Here is a 15,062-nt window from a genome sequence, read left to right as displayed (position 1 = left end):
CGAGCCGCAATGGGCAGGTTGTGTTTCCTACTGCGAGCGGCGAGCGATGCCGGAACCGTCGTGGAGCAGCCTCGTTCATTTTCGGGGGGCATTCCAGACAGGAGGCACCCATGCGAGAGGGTGAAGGCAACAAGCTCAGCCCTGAAGAGCAGCAGCGCGTGAAATCGATTCAGGGCGATCCGGGCAAGGAGGCCACCACGAAGGTCTCGATCGACCCCGATCCCGAAAAGGACACCGGTGATGCCGACAAACCGCGGGTGAAGCCGGGCGACAAGCCGGCGGCGGGCGTCGGCGAATAGTTGTCGATCTTTCACGTCAATCGGTCACTGATGGACCTGCCCCGTCGCCAGCTCATCACCTGGCAAAGCCGCCGTTTCGAGATTCTTCGCCTGCGCGAACTGCTCGACCTGGCGCAAGTCGAGCCGGCGAACGGGAACCTGCTGCCGGCCGGCGTGTTCGATTCACTATCAGCTCCATCGAGATAGGAAACGCCATGCAGGCGCTCGACCAATCGGAATGGGCGGTCTGCGACCGCCCGGCTGCCAATCGTTTCGTCATGAGCTTTCCGGGCGGCGAAGCCTTTGCCGTCTATCGCAAGCTCGATGAGTACATTATCGTCTCCCATACCGAGGTGCCGGCCGCGTTTCGCGGGCGCGGCATCGGCGATCAGCTGGTCGAAGGGGTTTTCCGCCTGGCACGGGAGCGCGGCCAGCGCATCGTGCCCGCATGCAGCTTCGTCGCCGACTGGGTCCGCCGGCACTCCGAGTTCCATGATGTGCTCGCCGCTCACGACGGAGCGAGACGATGATCGATCACGTCTCCGTCGGCACCAATGATATCGCGCGTGCCCGCGCCTTCTACGACAGCGTCCTCGGCTGCATCGGGCTGAGGCTGCTGCAGAGCGACGAGCATTCTGCCGATTACGGCGTGGCGAGCATCCTGTTCAGCGTCGAGACGCCGCTCGACGGCCAGCCGGCGACGCGCGGAAACGGCATGCATGTCGCATTCGCAGTCGGCCAGCGCGAACTCGTCGAGACGTTCCACCGCATAGCCCTCGCCCATGGCGGCCGCGATGCCGGTGAGCCTGGTCTGCGCCCCGAATACGACGCCCACTATTTCGGAGCGTTCGTGCTCGATCCCGACGGCAACAAGATCGAAGCCGTCACTCGCTCGTCCCAGTGAAAGGAGGACACCATGCCTGCAAAATCAGCCGCACAGCAGAAAGCCGCAGGCGCCGCCCTGGCGGCCAAGCGCGGCGACATCAAGAAGAGCGAGCTCAAGGGCGCCTCGAAGTCGATGGAGACATCGATGAGCGAGGCCGAGCTGGAGAAAATGGCTTCGACCAAGCGCAAGGGAAAGCCTGAGCACGCTTCCAAGCATTGAGCGCGTATGCGCGGAGGCCGAGCCGGCCTCCGCCAAGCAGGAGAGCAGCGATGACCGCACGTTTCGAGCCGCCCTTTCCCGAGCAGAAGCAGCCGATGCCGGGCAGGACCGCGGCGATGACGCCGCGGCCCGACCATGGCGAAACCAGTTATGTCGGCTCGGGCCGCCTGAAGGGCAAGCGCGCGATCATCACCGGCGGCGACAGCGGCATCGGCCGGGCCGTTGCCATCGCCTATGCGCGCGAGGGCGCGGACCTCCTGATCTCCTATCTCAACGAGGACGAGGATGCGGCGGAGACCGCCGCTTGGATCGCGAAGGCCGGGCAGAGGGTAGTGCTGATGGCCGGCGACATCCAGCACCCCGCCCATTGCCGCGCCATTGCAGCGCGGGCTGTGGATGAATTCGGCGGCATCGATATCCTCGTCAACAATGCCGCCCACCAGGCCAGCTTCGACGAGCTGGAGGAGATTTCGGACGAGGAATGGCAGCTCACCTTCGCGGTGAACATCCATGCGATGTTCTACCTGACCAAGGCTGCGGTGCCTCACATGAAGCCGGGGTCCTGCATCATCAACACGGCCTCGGTGAACGCCGACAAGCCCAATCCCAGTCTGCTTGCCTATGCCGCGACCAAGGGCGCCATCCAGAATTTCACCGGCGGGCTCGCGCAATTGCTCGCCGCGAAGGATATCCGCGCCAATGCGGTCGCGCCCGGGCTGATCTGGACGCCGCTCATTCCCTCCACCCTGCCGGCGGAAAGCGTCAGCAATTTCGGCAAGCAGGTGCCGATGCAGCGCCCCGGCCAGCCGGCGGAGCTGGCGACGGCCTATGTCATGCTGGCCGATCCGCTCTCCAGCTATGTCTCGGGCGCGACCATCGCCGTGACCGGCGGCCGACCGATCATCTGAGCCAAATCCCAAGATGACGGCGGATACCTCGCCGGACGCTGCAAGCCTATCGCGCCAACCGCGATTTCCGGAAGAACCGGGGCACCTCGGAGATCCGGGACAGCGGGACCAGCACGAACCGGCCCCGATGATGGCGGGCCTCATCGTTCGGCATCCCGTTTGCCGGCCGGGCGGCTGCGCGAACCAGCATTGCTTCTCCGCCCGGCCTGCGCATGCGACGCGGCCTGGATGCCTCAGCCGGCTCTCAACATATCCCCTCCATCGCCCAGATATTGCAGGATGTCGCGCGGGATCGAGGGATCGTCCGGCGGCAAGGTCGTCGCGACGATCATGTCTTCCTTGCGGATCAGACCCGAGCGCCGATAGTGCAAGGCTGTCCTGGTGGCGTAGGGCTCGCGCAGCATCGTCGCCGCGACGCCGCTGGCGATGCCGAACATGAACCTCGTCTTGCTGCGCTGGACGGGCATCAGGATCGACGTGGTCAGCTCGTTCTTCTGCACGCTTTCGAAGTCGATGAAGAAAATCCTGCCGGCGAGCGGAAACGTAAACCCGTGATATTTGAAGATGTAATCGGTCCTCGGGGGAGAATCGACGCTTGGGAACCGCTCGATATAGCAATGCTGATAGAGGTTCTCGTTGTTGTATATACACAGAATGGAGCGAATGATCGCTCCCTTGTAGATCGATGAATACTGATACCGGTCGTAGACACCTGTGATATCAAGGGTTTCCTGCTTGGAGGCGAGCACGGCGGCGTTCATGAAGTCGTCGAACTGGCGCGAGCCCCGCAAGCGGTCCAGAACCGGGAAATAATTGCCATCGACGAGCATCCGGACTTCGTCGGTCTCGGCGAAAAGGACGGCCGGCCCCAGCCCGAAAAACTGCGAAATCCGCCGGATATTGCCCGGCGACGGCAAGTGAACACCCGAGAGGTATTTGTTGAACTGCTGCCGATTGAGCCCGATCTTGCGGCATACGGCGGTGATCGAGCTGTGCCGCTCGCATAGGAACCTGAGGTTCGCGGCGAACCGTTCCATATCGTTCGGTTTCAAGGCGTTCCCGCTCCCCTTTGCCCCAGCAGCAGGTCGACGCAACTACTGCGTCACTGTGCGTCAGCAATCAAGCCGTTGCGAAATTGTCAGCCGGCGCATCGGCACAGGACACTCTGCGGATCAGATGTCGCGGAAGGCCAAGATGATCAAGCGCTTGAAGACGGCTGCAGGTTCCGGCGACGCGGTTCAGGACAAGGCCCTCACCAAGGCGGTGGAGGACTTGCTGGAACAGGTCGAGACGGGTGGCGACCGGGCCGTTCGCGCGCTCGCCACCCGGTTCGATGGGCTGGACCGCCCCTCGTACCGGCTCAGCGACAGCGAAATCCAGGCCTGCGTCGACAGTCTGACGACGCGGCAGCGGGAGGATATCGAGTTCGCCCAGGCCCAGGTCCGCAATTTCGCGCAGGCCCAGCGCGCCGCGCTCCGGGACATCGAGGTCGAGACGCTTCCCGGCGTCGTCCTCGGGCACAGGAACATCCCGATCGCCAATGTCGGCTGCTACGTCCCCGGCGGTAAATATCCGCTGCTCGCCTCGGCGCATATGTCAGTCGTCACGGCCAAGGTCGCGGGCTGCGAGCGCATCATCACCTGCGCGCCGCCGTTCAAGGGCGAGATCGCTCCCCTGATCGTCGCGGCCCAGCACCTCGGCGGCGCCGACGAGATCTATTGCCTCGGCGGCGTCCAGGCGATCGCTGCCATGGCGTTCGGAACCGAAAGCATCAAGCCGGTCGACATGCTCGCCGGCCCCGGCAATGCCTATGTGGCGGAAGCCAAGCGCCTGCTGTTCGGCAGGGTCGGCATCGATCTTTTCGCGGGCCCGACGGAGACGCTGGTTATCGCCGACGAGACCGTCGACGGCGAAATCTGCGCCACCGACCTGCTGGGACAGGCGGAGCATGGCGTCAATTCGCCCGCCATCCTGCTCACGACCTCGGAGAAGCTGGCCCGCGAGACCATGCGAGAGATCGAGCGGCTGCTCGCCATCCTTCCGACGGGCGAGATCGCGCGCAAGGCCTGGGAAGACCATGGCGAGGTCATCGTCTGCGACAGCCGCGACGAGCTGGTCGAGGAAGCCGACAGGATCGCCTCCGAGCACGTCCAGGTCATGACGGCGGACCCGGACTATTTCCTCGAGCATCTCAAGAACTACGGCTCGCTCTTTCTCGGCGTCCGCACCACCGTCTCCTATGGCGACAAGGTGATCGGCACGAACCACACGCTCCCGACGAGGAAGGCAGCGCGCTACACCGGCGGGCTCTGGGTCGGGAAGTTCCTGAAGACCTGCACCTACCAGCGTGTGCTCACCGACGAAGCCTCCGTTCTGATCGGCGAAGTCTGCTCCCGGCTCTGCATCATGGAGGGCTTCGTCGGCCATGCCGAGCAGGCCAACATCCGCGTCCGGCGCTTCGGCGGACGCAACATCCCTTACGGCGCCGCGATCGAATGAAGTAATGGCCGGAGCAAGCGCGCATGCACTCCCTCCGGCTCGAAACGCCACCCTGGAATCGCATCCATCGCCGACCAGCCATCAAAGGGAAGGACGTTCATGCGCGTCGCATTGGCCAGCTTCGAATTCGAAGGCAACACGCTCTCGTCGCAGATCAACCGCCGGGACACGTTCAGCCGCAAGGTGCTCGTCGAAGGAGACGGCGTTCTCCCGGCGATCGAGGGCCGCGACCTCGCGGTCACCGGCGCACTCGAAGCGCTGCGCAAGGAGGGGCTCGAGATCGTTCCCGTCCTCGTCGCCCATGGCGGCTCCGGCGGCGTCGTCGAGGGCGCCTTCTACCGCGAGACCTTCGACAGGATCGTCGCGGGCATCCTGAAACAGCCTGTTGACGGCGTCTTCCTCGCCCTGCACGGGGCCATGATCTGCGAGGGCGAGACGGATCCCGAAGGCGCGCTCATCGCGGCGCTGCGCGCGGCGCTCGGCCCGGGCATCCCGATCGCCGCGAGCCTCGACCTGCATGCGCATGTCACGCCGCGCATGGCCGACAATGCCGACATCCTCGTCGGCTACGAGACCTATCCACATGTCGACGCCCATGGCACCGGGCGGCGCGCGGCAGAATTGCTCGCGGGAGCGCTGCACGGGCGCATCAGGCCGGTGACCCGGCTCCGGCGCATCGACGCCCTGCTGCCCGTCGTCGGCGGCTCCACCAATGGTGATGCGCCGATGGCCCAGGTCCGCGAACTGGCTCGCCGGATCGAGGCGGACGGGCGCGCGCTCGCCGCGAGCTACTTCCCCGTCCAGCCCTGGCTCGACATCGACGACCTCGGCATCGCGGGGGTGGCGGTCACAGATGCCGATCCAGCCGCGGCAACGACTGTCGCCGAAGAGATCGTGCTGGCGATGTGGGACCGGCGCCGGGCCTTCGAGCTTGCGTGCCTGTCTCCCGACGAAGCCGTCCGTGAAGCCCTTGACCGGCCCGCCCGCGTCCTGATTTCCGATGCGCCCGACTGCGTCGGGGGCGGGGCGCCCGGCGATGCGCCGGCCGTGCTGGCGGCTCTGCTGCGTGCCGGCCCCGATGCGGAGTCAGCCGTACTTGTCGTCGATCCGGCCGCGGCGGCAGAGGCCTTCGACCTCGGCATCGGCGAAACCACCCGCATGCGCATCGGCTCCTCGCTCGACCCGCGCTTCCATCCCCCGGTCGAGACGGAGGTCGTCGTTGAGAGCCTGCATGACGGCCACTTCACCTATTCGGGCGGCATCAGCGCCGGCACGCCGGGCCAGATGGGGCCGACCGCCGTCCTGCGGGCGGGCAGACTGCGGATCGTGGTGCCGACCTACGCGACTTACGAGTACGGCGACGAGCAGTATCGGGCGGTGGGCATCGATATCCGCGATTGCAAGATCGCCGTCCTCAAGAACCCGATGAACTTCCGCACCCTGCTCGATGCCGACACCTCGTGGGTGATGGTCGGTGGCGCCGGCCCGACAGCGCCGGACCTCGCGAGCATCGCCTGGCAGGTGAAGAAGCGCCCGTTCTGGCCCTGCGACGACCAGCAACAGCCCGTTTTCATGGAGAACCACCGTGCCTGACACCTTGCTCTCCTGGCCGACGCCATCCCGCAGCCGGAACGCTCCCCCGGTCGAGGCCCGCTTCGCCGCGGGCACGGCCTGGATCGACGGCAGGATCGTGCCCGTCGCCGAAGCCAGCCTGCCGCTGCTCGATTGGGGCTTCCTGCGCTCCGACGCCTGCCAGGAGACGATCTCCGCCTGGGACGGGCTGCTGTTCAGGCTCGACGACCATCTCGACCGCTTCTGGCGCTCGCTCGAGCGTCTGCGCATGACCTCCCCACTCAGCCGGGACGAGATCCGTGGCGCGATCCATGGCCTGATCGCCACGGCCGGCTACGACAACGCCTATGTGCAGATCATCATGACGCGCGGCCGGCCCCCGATCGGCAGCCGCGACATCCGGCTCTGCACGCAACGCTTCCAGGCCTTCTGCATTCCCTATGTCTGGATCGCGACGCCCGAGGTGCAGCAGCGCGGGCTCCACGTCCATATCGGCAGCCGCCATCGCGTGCCGGCGACCTCGGTCGACCCGATGGTCAAGCATTATCACTGGCTCGACTTCGAGCTCGGTCTGCTCGAAGCCTTCGACCATGGCGCCGAAACCGTCGTGCTGACCGACGGCCAGGGTCATCTCCTCGAAGGCCCCGGCTTCAACATCTTCGTCCGTAGAGGCGAAAAACTGCTCACGCCGCGCAGCGGCATGCTCGACGGCATGACGCGGCGGACGGTGATGGAACTCTGCGCCGGTCTCGGCATCCCGGTCGAGGAAACCGACGTGCCCGTCGCCGCCCTGCGCGAGGCCGACGAGGCCTTTCTCACGACAACGGCAGGCGGGGTTCTCCCGGTCGCCTCGGTCGATGCCAGGGCCATCCGCAACGGCCCCGGCCCGTTCACCGCCCGCATCCACGCCGCCTACTGGCAGCGCCGCGCCGAAGGCTGGCACGGCGAGCCCGTCGACTACACCGTTCCCGCCGCCCTCGCCTCGGAGTAGATCCATCATGCTCAACAGACGCCAGTTCATCGGCGCGGCCGGGGCCGCCGCCCTCGCCCGCCCTGCCATCGCCCAAGGCACGGTGGCGCGCACGCTGAAGTTCGTTCCGGAAACCAACCTCGCCATCCTCGACCCGGTGGTGACGACGGCAGCGGTCTCGACCACGCATGGCTACTGCGTGTTCGACAACCTCTTCGCGGTCGACGACCAGTTGCGGCCGCAGCCGCAGATGGCCGCGGGCGCCACAACCGCCGACGACGGCAAGACCTATGAGATCAAGCTGCGCGACGGCCTCAAATTCCACGACGGCGAGCCGGTCCGTGCGCGCGATTGCGTGGCCAGCCTCAAGCGCTGGAGCACGCGCGACAGCTTCGGCCAGGCGCTCGGCACGGTCGTCGACGCATGGCAGGCCGTCGACGACAAGACGATCCGCGTCAGGCTGAAGCGGCCCTTCCCGCAATTCCTGCGCGCTCTCGGCAAGCCGCACTCTTCGGCCGCCTTCATCATGCCGGAGAGGATCGCGAATTCGGACCCGATGACGCCCGTCAAGGAGATGGTGGGATCGGGGCCGTTCCGCTTCGTCGCCAACGAATTCGTCCCCGGCTCGCGGATCGTCTACGAGAAGTTCGAAGGCTATGTGCCGCGCGAGGAACCCGCCAACTGGACGGCGGGCGGAAAGCGCGTGAATTTCGACCGCCTCGAATGGCATGTCATCACCGATGCGGCGACGGCGGCGAATGCGCTTCAGCGCGGCGAGGTCGACTGGTGGGCGCGCCCCCTGCCCGACCTCATGTCGACGCTCACCTCGGACAAGGACGTCACCACCAGCACGCTCGACCCCTACGGCCTCATCCTCGGGATGCGCTTCAACCATCTCGAGGCGCCGTTCAACAACCCTGCGCTGCGGCGGGCCATCCTCGCGGCCGTCACGCAGGACGACTACATGCAGACGGTGATGGCGGGCGATACCGAGAGCTACCGCGTCTGCCGGGCGATGTTCCCCTGCGGCCTGCCGGGCGTGAACGAGCTCGGCGCCGGGATCATGAAGCAGCCGCCGGACCTGAAAGCCGCCCGGGCCGCGATCGAGGCCTCCGGCTACAAGGGCGAGAAGATCGTCATGCTGCACGCCGCGGACCATCCGCTGATCGCGCCGCTCGGCGACATCACGGCCGATCTGCTGAAGCGCCTCGGCCTGAATGTCGATGTGCAGACCATGGATTGGGGCACGGTCGTCCAGCGCCGCACCTCGAAGGAGCCGGTGGAACGCGGCGGCTGGAGCATCTTCCACACTAACTGGCCGGGCTCCTCGGTCACGAATCCGGCGGAGAATCTCTATATCCGCGGGGCCGGCGCGTCTGGCTGGTTCGGCTGGCACGACAGCCCGGAGATGGAGAGCCTCACCGCGCAGTGGCTGGCCAGCACCGATGAGGGCCAGGCAGAGAAGCTGCTCGACGATATCCAGCGCAGCGCGCTCAACACCGTGCCTGTCGTGCCGCTTGGGCAGATCATTCCGAAGACGGCCTATCGCAGCAACCTGCAGGGCATCCTGACTGCGTCGTCTCCGTTGTTCTGGAACGTCCGCCGGGCCTGAAAACCTGGCGCATTCTCCGGGCGAGCGGCATGGCCCGCGCCCGCATGATAAAGCCCGCCGGAACGATCCGGCGGGCTTCACCTTTCCCAACAGGGCCGATTCAGGCCGCGGCGGCGGCCTCCTGGCGCGAGACATGGGCGATGGCAGCGCGCAGGTCATCCAGCGTCGCATCGGCGCCGACGCAGCGCTCGGCCAGATGGCGGCGGAAGGCGCGCGCGCCTGGACGGCCGGGGAACAGGCCGACAAGATGGCGGGTGAAGGCATGCAGCCGCCCGCCCCGCTCCAGATGCGCGGCGAGATGCGGCTCGAGAGCCTCCAGCATCGCGAAGGCGTCCGTCGCCGGCGCGTCCGTGCCGAACAGCAGCGGATCGACCTCGAGCAGAATCTCGGGATTCTGATAGGCCTCGCGGCCGATCATCACGCCGTCGAGCTTCTCCAGATGCGCAGGCCATTCGGACGAAGCCTTGATGCCGCCGTTGATCGCGACCGGCAGGTCCGGATTGGCCGCCTTCAGGCGATAGGCCCTCTCGTAGTCGAGCGGCGGGATCTCGCGGTTCTCCTTGGGCGAGAGCCCCTGCAGCCAGGCCTTGCGGGCATGGACGATCAGGGCATCGACGCCAGCCGCGCGCACCGCGGCCGTCAGCGCATCGAGCGCGCTTTCTGGGTCCTGATCGTCGACGCCGATCCGGCATTTCACCGTGACGGGAATGGAGACCGCCGCCTTCATCGCGGCGACGCAGTCGCCGACCAGCGCGGGCTCGCGCATCAGGCAGGCGCCGAAGGCCCCGCCCTGTACCCGGTCGGAGGGGCAGCCGCAGTTCAGGTTGATCTCGTCATAGCCGAAATCGGCACCGATCTTCGCGGCTTCCGCCAGCAGCGCGGGGTCGTTGCCGCCGAGCTGGAGCGCGACCGGATGTTCCACGGCATCGAAGCCGATCAGGCGCTGGCGGTCACCGCGGATCACCGCCTGCGCCGTCACCATCTCGGTGTAGAGCAGCGCATGGCGCGACATCAGGCGATGGATGACGCGGCAATGCCGGTCGGTCCAATCCATCATCGGCGCCACGGAGAAGCGCCAGAAGCTCGCCTCGACGCGATCTGCGGTCATCTGAGTGTGTCTGCTCAACGCGCGTGGCCTGCTGGTGCCTTGTTTCGGTGATGCGAAGCCGCCGCCTGGCTACCGTGCCGTCAAACGGCACCGAGGCGGCGAAACTTGGGCGTATATGGCGCAATTCGCGGGGATGCGCGAGAGGCGCGGCAAAATTCTGGCTCCGCCCGAGCATCGTCCAACCCGAATCCATGGAACTGTGCTGCCGGCCTGCGGTTGAAGGGACAGTGGTCGTGCGTCGCCTCATCCCCTGCGGCCCACTGGAAGAAGCGGAGTTGGTATGGCCGAAGCTCCGCGCGTTTTGCGACGCTCGCGCATGCGTCAGTTCTTCGGGATCGCGCTGCGCTACTGGCGCGGCAGGACACGGTGGCATGCCTGGGCCTTGACGATCACCGTCCTCGTCTTCATCGCCGCGCAAACCAGCGCTGCGGTTGGCATCAACCGCTGGAACCGCTGGTTCTTCGATGCTCTGGAAAAGCGCGATGTCGGCGCCGTCTGGGCGACGGTCGGCTGGCTGCCTTTTCTCCTTGGAGCCGCCGCCCTGTCGATGTCCGGCCTCGTGATCAGCCGGATGCTGCTGCAGGTGCGCTGGCGCGAGAACCTGACGCGCCGCCTCGCAGGCTGGTGGATCGCGGACCAACGCTATTATCGCCTGGGCTTCCTGACCAAGAAGATGACCGCGCCGGAGTACCGCATCGCCGAGGATGTCCGCCTCGCCATCGAGCCCCTGGTCGAGCTCGCGATCGGGCTGATCAGCGCCTTCGTCACGGCGGCGACCTTCGCCGCGATCCTCTGGCAGGTCGCCGGTTCGGCCGGATTCATGCTCGGCGGGACCATGATCGTGATCCCCAGCTATATGGCGCTCGCGGCAGTGGTCTATGCCGCTGTCGCTTCGCTTGCCGCCTATTTTGCCGGCCGCCCCCTCGTTGCGCGTGTCGCTCACAAGAACGAGATGGAGGCGCAGTTCCGGGCGGAGATGACCCGATTGCGCGAAAATGCCGAGAGCATCGCGTTGATCCGGGGTGATGCCGACGAGCGCAGCTCCGCCGGGAAAAGCTATGGCCACGTCGTTGCGGCCTGGCTCAGGATCGTGCGCCAGCAGGGTGTGATCGCGCTGGTGCTCAACACCAACGCCGCGCTCTTCCCGATCGTGCCGCTCCTGCTGATCGCGCCGAAATTCCTGTCCGGTGACGTCACGCTGGGCGCGGTCGTGCAGGTCGTCGCAGCCTTCAGCGCGGTCCAGGCCGCATTGATCTGGTTCGTCGACAATTTCGTGCGGCTGGCCGAATGGTTCGCCTCGGTCACCCGTGTCGACGAGCTGATGGAGGAGATCGAGGCGCTGGATATCGGCACGATCATGGACAAGGACACCGGCATCGAACTCGGCGAAAGCGATGACGGCGCGATCCATCTCGACAACCTCTCCATCGCCCACAGCAACGGCCGTGTCGTCCTGGCCGATGCCACCGTGACCATTGCGCAGGGTGCGAAGGCGCTGATCGCGGGCGAGAGCGGCTCCGGCAAGAGCACGCTGATCCGCGCGATAGCCGGGATCTGGCCCTGGGGCTCCGGCTCGATCCGGGTGCCGGCCGGCCAGTCGATCGCCTTCGTGCCGCAGAAGCCCTATCTCCCAAAGGGCACCCTGCGCACCATACTGCTCTATCCGGATGCGGACCGCGCCGTGGCGGACGGGGATGTCCTCGCCGCGCTTCAACGCTGCGGTCTGAGCTATCTCGCCAAGAAGCTCGACGCAGAGGAAGACGACTGGGACCGCATCCTGTCCGGAGGCGAGCGTCAGCGGGTCGCCTTCGCCCGCCTGCTGCTGCAAAAGCCCGATATCATCGTGATGGACGAGGCAACCTCGGCGCTCGACGAGGAGAGCCAGGCTTCGTTGCTGAACCTGTTCCAGGAGGAACTCGCGGGGGCGACACTGATCAGCGTCGGCCACCGCCCCGGCCTCGAGGACTATCACGACCAGAAGATCACGCTGGAACGCAGGCCTGCGGGCGCTCACATGACGTCCAGGCGCCTGCGGAAATCGCTGTGGCGGCTGTTCAGGAGCCGCGGCGCCGACAATGAGGACGAACGCCCGGAGCCTGACGACAGTCCGTGACGGCGGCGCTCGTCTCAAGCGCCGCCGATCCGGTCATTTCTTCGCCCTGGCGACGATCTGCGTCGGATTGACGAAGCGGAGCGCGATGACGAGCCAGATCAGGGTGGTGACCATGTAGATCACCGCCATCGCGTCGATCGACTGCACCGCACGAACGCCGGAGGCAAAGACAGCGTAGTAGAGCGCGACGACGAGCGTCTGGCTGGTCGGGCCGGCCGTCAGGAAGGTCAGTTCGAACATGGCCAGCGTGCGTACCAGCACCAGCAGCAACGCGGCGAGGATGCCGGGCAGCAGCAGCGGCAGCAGCACATGCACGAAGAGCTTGAAGGTGTTGGCGCCGAAGACGCGCGCCGCCGACTCGATCTTGGTGTCGATCTGCTCGATGAACGGGATCATCACCAGGATGACGAAGGGCACCGTCGGCACGAGATTGGCGAGCACGACGCCCGACATCTGGCCGGCGAAGCCCGCCTGGTAGAGCACCGTCGCCAGCGGAATGCCGAAGGTGATCGGCGGCACCAGGAGCGGCAGCAGGAAGAGCAGCATGACGAGCTTCTTGCCGGGGAAATCGCGCCGCGCCAGCGCATAGGCCGCCGGCACGCCGATCAGCCCGGAGAGCGCCACCACCAGGAAGACGATCTGGAAGGTGACGAGCAGCACCTCATAAAGCTGGAACTCGGACCAGGCGGCCGCATACCAGCGCGTCGTCCAGCCGGCCGGCAGCCAGGTGCCGAGCCAGCGCGTCGAGAAGGACGAGGTCACCACCGTCGCGATCATCGCGAAGAGGTTGACGATGAAGAAGCCGATCAGCGTCCAATTGGCGGCGGCCCAGAGCTTCGTCGAGAGACGGGTATCCTTGACCATCGGATCAGCCCTTTCCGCCGCCGGCAGGGCCGCGATACAGCATGCCGCGCGCGGCCAGGACCACGACGACAATGGCGAGCTGAACCACGCCCATGATCATCGCGACGGCCGAAGCCATGGAGTAGTCGTATTCCTCGAACGCCGCCTGATAGGCCGCGATCGAGATCACCCGCGTCGGCCCCGAGGGCGCGCCGAGCAGCACCGCCGAAGGAAACACCGAGAAGGCCTGGACGAAGCTCAGGCAGAAGGTGATCGCGAGCCCCGGCAGCAGGAGCGGAAACAGGATGTGCTTGAAGCGCTCCCACGGGCCGGCCCCCAGCGTCGCGCCCGCCTGTTCCAGCGCCGGATCAATGCCCGAGAGATAGGACAGGGTCAGCAGGAAGGTGAAGGGGAAGCCGGTGATGACCAGCGAGAGCATCACGCCCCAGTAATTGTGCAGCAGCTTCACCGGCGAGGAGATGATGCCGAAGGTCATCAGCACGCGGTTGAACCAGCCCTGCGGCCCCAGATAGTTCAGCAGGCCCTCGGCGACGAGCACGGTGCCGAGCGTGATCGGGATCACCAGGATCGTGGTCAGCAGGCGCTGGTTCTTCATCAGCCGGACGCGGAAGGCGATCGGGATCGCCAGCAGGAGCGTCGCGACCGTCACCGGCAAGGCGAGCCAGAGCGTGGTGCCGATCGTTCCATAGAGGAAGGAATCGGAGAAGAAGCGCTGGTAGTTGGCGAAGATGCCGCCCTGCTTCGGCTCGAAGGAGAGCACGAGCCCGTACAGGAACGGATAGATGAACAGCGCCAGCAGGAACAGGATCGCGGGGACGACGAGCAGCGTCAGCCCGTCCAGCCCGCGCGCCGCCAGCCGCTGCTTCAGCGGGATGGAGGTGATGTCCGCACTCACGCCGCCGCTCCATAGACGAGGACGCGGTCGGGATCGGCGGCGAGTGTCACGGTCTCGCCCGGCGCCAGCTTGTCATGGGCCAGGAAGGACAGATCGGTGCCATCCGCCATGCGGGCGAAGCCGACGAATTCGCGGCCGCGGAACTCGGTCGAGACGACCTGCGCCTTGAGGCCGGCCTGCCCGGCCGCGACCGGATGCAGATCCTCCGGGCGGATCGCCAGATAGCCGTCGGCACCAGCGGAGAGTGTGTGACGCGCGCGGCCCGAAAGCTGCGCATCACCGACAGCGATCGTCGCCCTGCCCTCGCCGGCCGACACGACCTTGCCCTTGACCTTGTTGCGGAAGCCCATGAACTCGGCGACGTCGAGATGGTCCGGCCGCATGAACAGGTCTTCCGGCGCGCCGACCTGGCGAACCTGACCGTCGCGCAGCACCACGATCCGGTCGGCGAGCGAGAGTGCCTCCTCCTGGTCGTGGGTGACGTAGATCGTGGTGGCGCCGAGCGTGTTGTGGATGCGGCGGATCTCGGCGCGCATCTCGAGACGCAGCTTGGCGTCGAGATTCGACAGCGGCTCGTCCATCAGCACCAGCGGCGGTTCGACGACGATGGCACGCGCGATGGCGACGCGCTGCTGCTGGCCGCCGGAGAGCTGGCCGGGGAGCTTCTCGGTCTGGCCCTGCAGGCGCACCAGCGCGGCGGCTTCCGCCACGCGCTTGTCGATCTCGGCGCGCGGCAGGCCGCGCATCTTCAGACCGAAGCCGATGTTCTTGTTCACGTTCATATGCGGGAAGAGCGCATAGCTCTGGAAGACCATGCCGAAGCCGCGCTCTTCCGGACGCAGCGGATCGATGCGCCTGTCGTCGAGCCAGATGCCGCCGCCCGTCGCCGGAAGCAGCCCCGCGATCAGGTTCAGCGTCGTCGACTTGCCGCAGCCGGAGGGGCCGAGCAGCGCGATGAACTCGCCCTTGCCGATCGTCAGCGAGACGTCCTTGAGCGCGTTATGGGTGCCGAAGTCACGGCTCAGACGGTCGAGCCGAAGCTCGCGGAACGAAGCTGCGTTGATGGTCATGGCTTCCGGATGGATCTGAGAAACGGGATCGAAAGGACGGCGGCGGTCCCCGGCGCGTGCCGGAGCCC

The 15,062-nt window shown here is 66.4% G+C and carries 16 protein-coding genes; 11 read left to right on the top strand and 5 right to left on the bottom strand.

Annotation, left to right across the window (positions count from 1 at the left end; translation table 11 throughout):
- The first annotated feature begins 110 nt into the window (after positions 1–110).
- Genes ACWIEX_RS06305 through ACWIEX_RS06280 form a run of 6 tightly spaced genes read left to right on the top strand, consistent with a single transcriptional unit; the run spans position 111 to position 2,291 of the window.
- Positions 111–299, top strand: coding sequence for a hypothetical protein (locus ACWIEX_RS06305; RefSeq protein WP_454032236.1), 189 nt, complete (start codon positions 111–113; stop codon positions 297–299).
- Positions 300–485, top strand: coding sequence for a hypothetical protein (locus ACWIEX_RS06300; RefSeq protein WP_454032235.1), 186 nt, complete (start codon positions 300–302; stop codon positions 483–485).
- Between the two features lie 8 nt (positions 486–493).
- On the top strand, positions 494–808 hold the full coding sequence (locus ACWIEX_RS06295) for a GNAT family N-acetyltransferase (protein ID WP_454032234.1): 315 nt from the start codon (positions 494–496) through the stop codon (positions 806–808).
- On the top strand, positions 805–1,182 hold the full coding sequence (locus ACWIEX_RS06290) for a VOC family protein (protein WP_454032233.1): 378 nt from the start codon (positions 805–807) through the stop codon (positions 1,180–1,182). Before ACWIEX_RS06295 ends, ACWIEX_RS06290 begins: the two co-directional genes overlap by 4 nt.
- A gap of 12 nt (positions 1,183–1,194) precedes the next feature.
- Complete coding sequence (locus tag ACWIEX_RS06285; RefSeq protein WP_454032232.1) at positions 1,195–1,383, top strand: DUF3008 family protein; 189 nt, start codon at positions 1,195–1,197, stop codon at positions 1,381–1,383.
- A gap of 50 nt (positions 1,384–1,433) precedes the next feature.
- Positions 1,434–2,291 (top strand): SDR family oxidoreductase, encoded by an 858-nt coding sequence (locus tag ACWIEX_RS06280; protein ID WP_454032231.1) that lies wholly within the window; start codon positions 1,434–1,436, stop codon positions 2,289–2,291.
- A gap of 233 nt (positions 2,292–2,524) precedes the next feature.
- Here the strand turns inward: ACWIEX_RS06280 and ACWIEX_RS06275 are convergent, their stop codons facing one another.
- Positions 2,525–3,343 carry a helix-turn-helix transcriptional regulator gene (locus ACWIEX_RS06275; protein ID WP_454032230.1) on the bottom strand — a complete coding sequence of 273 codons (819 nt, stop codon included), beginning with the start codon at positions 3,341–3,343 and terminating at the stop codon, positions 2,525–2,527.
- A gap of 142 nt (positions 3,344–3,485) precedes the next feature.
- Here ACWIEX_RS06275 and hisD point away from each other — a divergent pair, with 142 nt between their 5' ends.
- From hisD to ACWIEX_RS06255, 4 genes are all read left to right on the top strand, one after another.
- Positions 3,486–4,790 (top strand): histidinol dehydrogenase, encoded by a 1,305-nt coding sequence (hisD, locus tag ACWIEX_RS06270; protein WP_454032229.1) that lies wholly within the window; start codon positions 3,486–3,488, stop codon positions 4,788–4,790.
- Between the two features lie 99 nt (positions 4,791–4,889).
- Positions 4,890–6,383, top strand: coding sequence for a M81 family metallopeptidase (locus ACWIEX_RS06265; protein WP_454032228.1), 1,494 nt, complete (start codon positions 4,890–4,892; stop codon positions 6,381–6,383).
- Positions 6,376–7,353 carry an aminotransferase class IV gene (locus tag ACWIEX_RS06260; RefSeq protein WP_454032227.1) on the top strand — a complete coding sequence of 326 codons (978 nt, stop codon included), beginning with the start codon at positions 6,376–6,378 and terminating at the stop codon, positions 7,351–7,353. Before ACWIEX_RS06265 ends, ACWIEX_RS06260 begins: the two co-directional genes overlap by 8 nt.
- A 7-nt stretch (positions 7,354–7,360) precedes the next feature.
- Positions 7,361–8,944 carry an ABC transporter substrate-binding protein gene (locus ACWIEX_RS06255; RefSeq protein ID WP_454032226.1) on the top strand — a complete coding sequence of 528 codons (1,584 nt, stop codon included), beginning with the start codon at positions 7,361–7,363 and terminating at the stop codon, positions 8,942–8,944.
- A gap of 100 nt (positions 8,945–9,044) precedes the next feature.
- Here the strand turns inward: ACWIEX_RS06255 and dusA are convergent, their stop codons facing one another.
- Positions 9,045–10,052, bottom strand: a complete 1,008-nt coding sequence (dusA, locus tag ACWIEX_RS06250; protein ID WP_454032225.1) for a tRNA dihydrouridine(20/20a) synthase DusA — start codon at positions 10,050–10,052, stop codon at positions 9,045–9,047.
- A gap of 316 nt (positions 10,053–10,368) precedes the next feature.
- Here dusA and ACWIEX_RS06245 point away from each other — a divergent pair, with 316 nt between their 5' ends.
- Positions 10,369–12,165, top strand: a complete 1,797-nt coding sequence (locus tag ACWIEX_RS06245; RefSeq protein WP_454032224.1) for an ABC transporter ATP-binding protein/permease — start codon at positions 10,369–10,371, stop codon at positions 12,163–12,165.
- A gap of 33 nt (positions 12,166–12,198) precedes the next feature.
- On the opposite strand, the gene ACWIEX_RS06240 is transcribed toward ACWIEX_RS06245, so the two are convergent.
- From ACWIEX_RS06240 to ACWIEX_RS06230, 3 genes are read right to left on the bottom strand one after another with little or no spacing between them, the layout of a single operon-like run.
- A complete protein-coding gene (locus ACWIEX_RS06240; RefSeq protein ID WP_061964391.1) occupies positions 12,199–13,029 on the bottom strand; it encodes an ABC transporter permease in 831 nt (276 codons plus the stop codon).
- A gap of 4 nt (positions 13,030–13,033) precedes the next feature.
- Positions 13,034–13,924: an ABC transporter permease gene (locus ACWIEX_RS06235; protein ID WP_244492694.1), complete on the bottom strand. Its 891-nt coding sequence runs from the start codon at positions 13,922–13,924 to the stop codon at positions 13,034–13,036.
- On the bottom strand, positions 13,921–14,988 hold the full coding sequence (locus ACWIEX_RS06230; RefSeq protein WP_454033472.1) for an ABC transporter ATP-binding protein: 1,068 nt from the start codon (positions 14,986–14,988) through the stop codon (positions 13,921–13,923). Before ACWIEX_RS06230 ends, ACWIEX_RS06235 begins: the two co-directional genes overlap by 4 nt.
- Positions 14,989–15,062 lie beyond the last annotated feature (74 nt).

It is taken from the genome of Allobosea sp. NPDC055353 (assembly GCF_053644975.1).
This window is presented reverse-complemented; position numbering and strand designations above follow the sequence as displayed.

Excerpts from the sequence above, each read along its gene's own strand:
- ACWIEX_RS06305 (WP_454032236.1), top strand. The coding sequence starts at position 111 with ATGCGAGAGGGTGAAGGCAACAAGCTCAGCCCTGAAGAGCAGCAGCGC.
- ACWIEX_RS06295 (WP_454032234.1), top strand. The coding sequence starts at position 494 with ATGCAGGCGCTCGACCAATCGGAATGGGCGGTCTGCGACCGCCCGGCT.
- ACWIEX_RS06290 (WP_454032233.1), top strand. The coding sequence starts at position 805 with ATGATCGATCACGTCTCCGTCGGCACCAATGATATCGCGCGTGCCCGC.
- ACWIEX_RS06285 (WP_454032232.1), top strand. The coding sequence starts at position 1,195 with ATGCCTGCAAAATCAGCCGCACAGCAGAAAGCCGCAGGCGCCGCCCTG.
- ACWIEX_RS06280 (WP_454032231.1), top strand. The coding sequence starts at position 1,434 with ATGACCGCACGTTTCGAGCCGCCCTTTCCCGAGCAGAAGCAGCCGATG.
- hisD (WP_454032229.1), top strand. The coding sequence starts at position 3,486 with ATGATCAAGCGCTTGAAGACGGCTGCAGGTTCCGGCGACGCGGTTCAG.
- ACWIEX_RS06265 (WP_454032228.1), top strand. The coding sequence starts at position 4,890 with ATGCGCGTCGCATTGGCCAGCTTCGAATTCGAAGGCAACACGCTCTCG.
- ACWIEX_RS06255 (WP_454032226.1), top strand. The coding sequence starts at position 7,361 with ATGCTCAACAGACGCCAGTTCATCGGCGCGGCCGGGGCCGCCGCCCTC.
- dusA (WP_454032225.1), bottom strand. The coding sequence starts at position 10,052 with ATGACCGCAGATCGCGTCGAGGCGAGCTTCTGGCGCTTCTCCGTGGCG.
- ACWIEX_RS06245 (WP_454032224.1), top strand. The coding sequence starts at position 10,369 with ATGCGTCAGTTCTTCGGGATCGCGCTGCGCTACTGGCGCGGCAGGACA.
- ACWIEX_RS06240 (WP_061964391.1), bottom strand. The coding sequence starts at position 13,029 with ATGGTCAAGGATACCCGTCTCTCGACGAAGCTCTGGGCCGCCGCCAAT.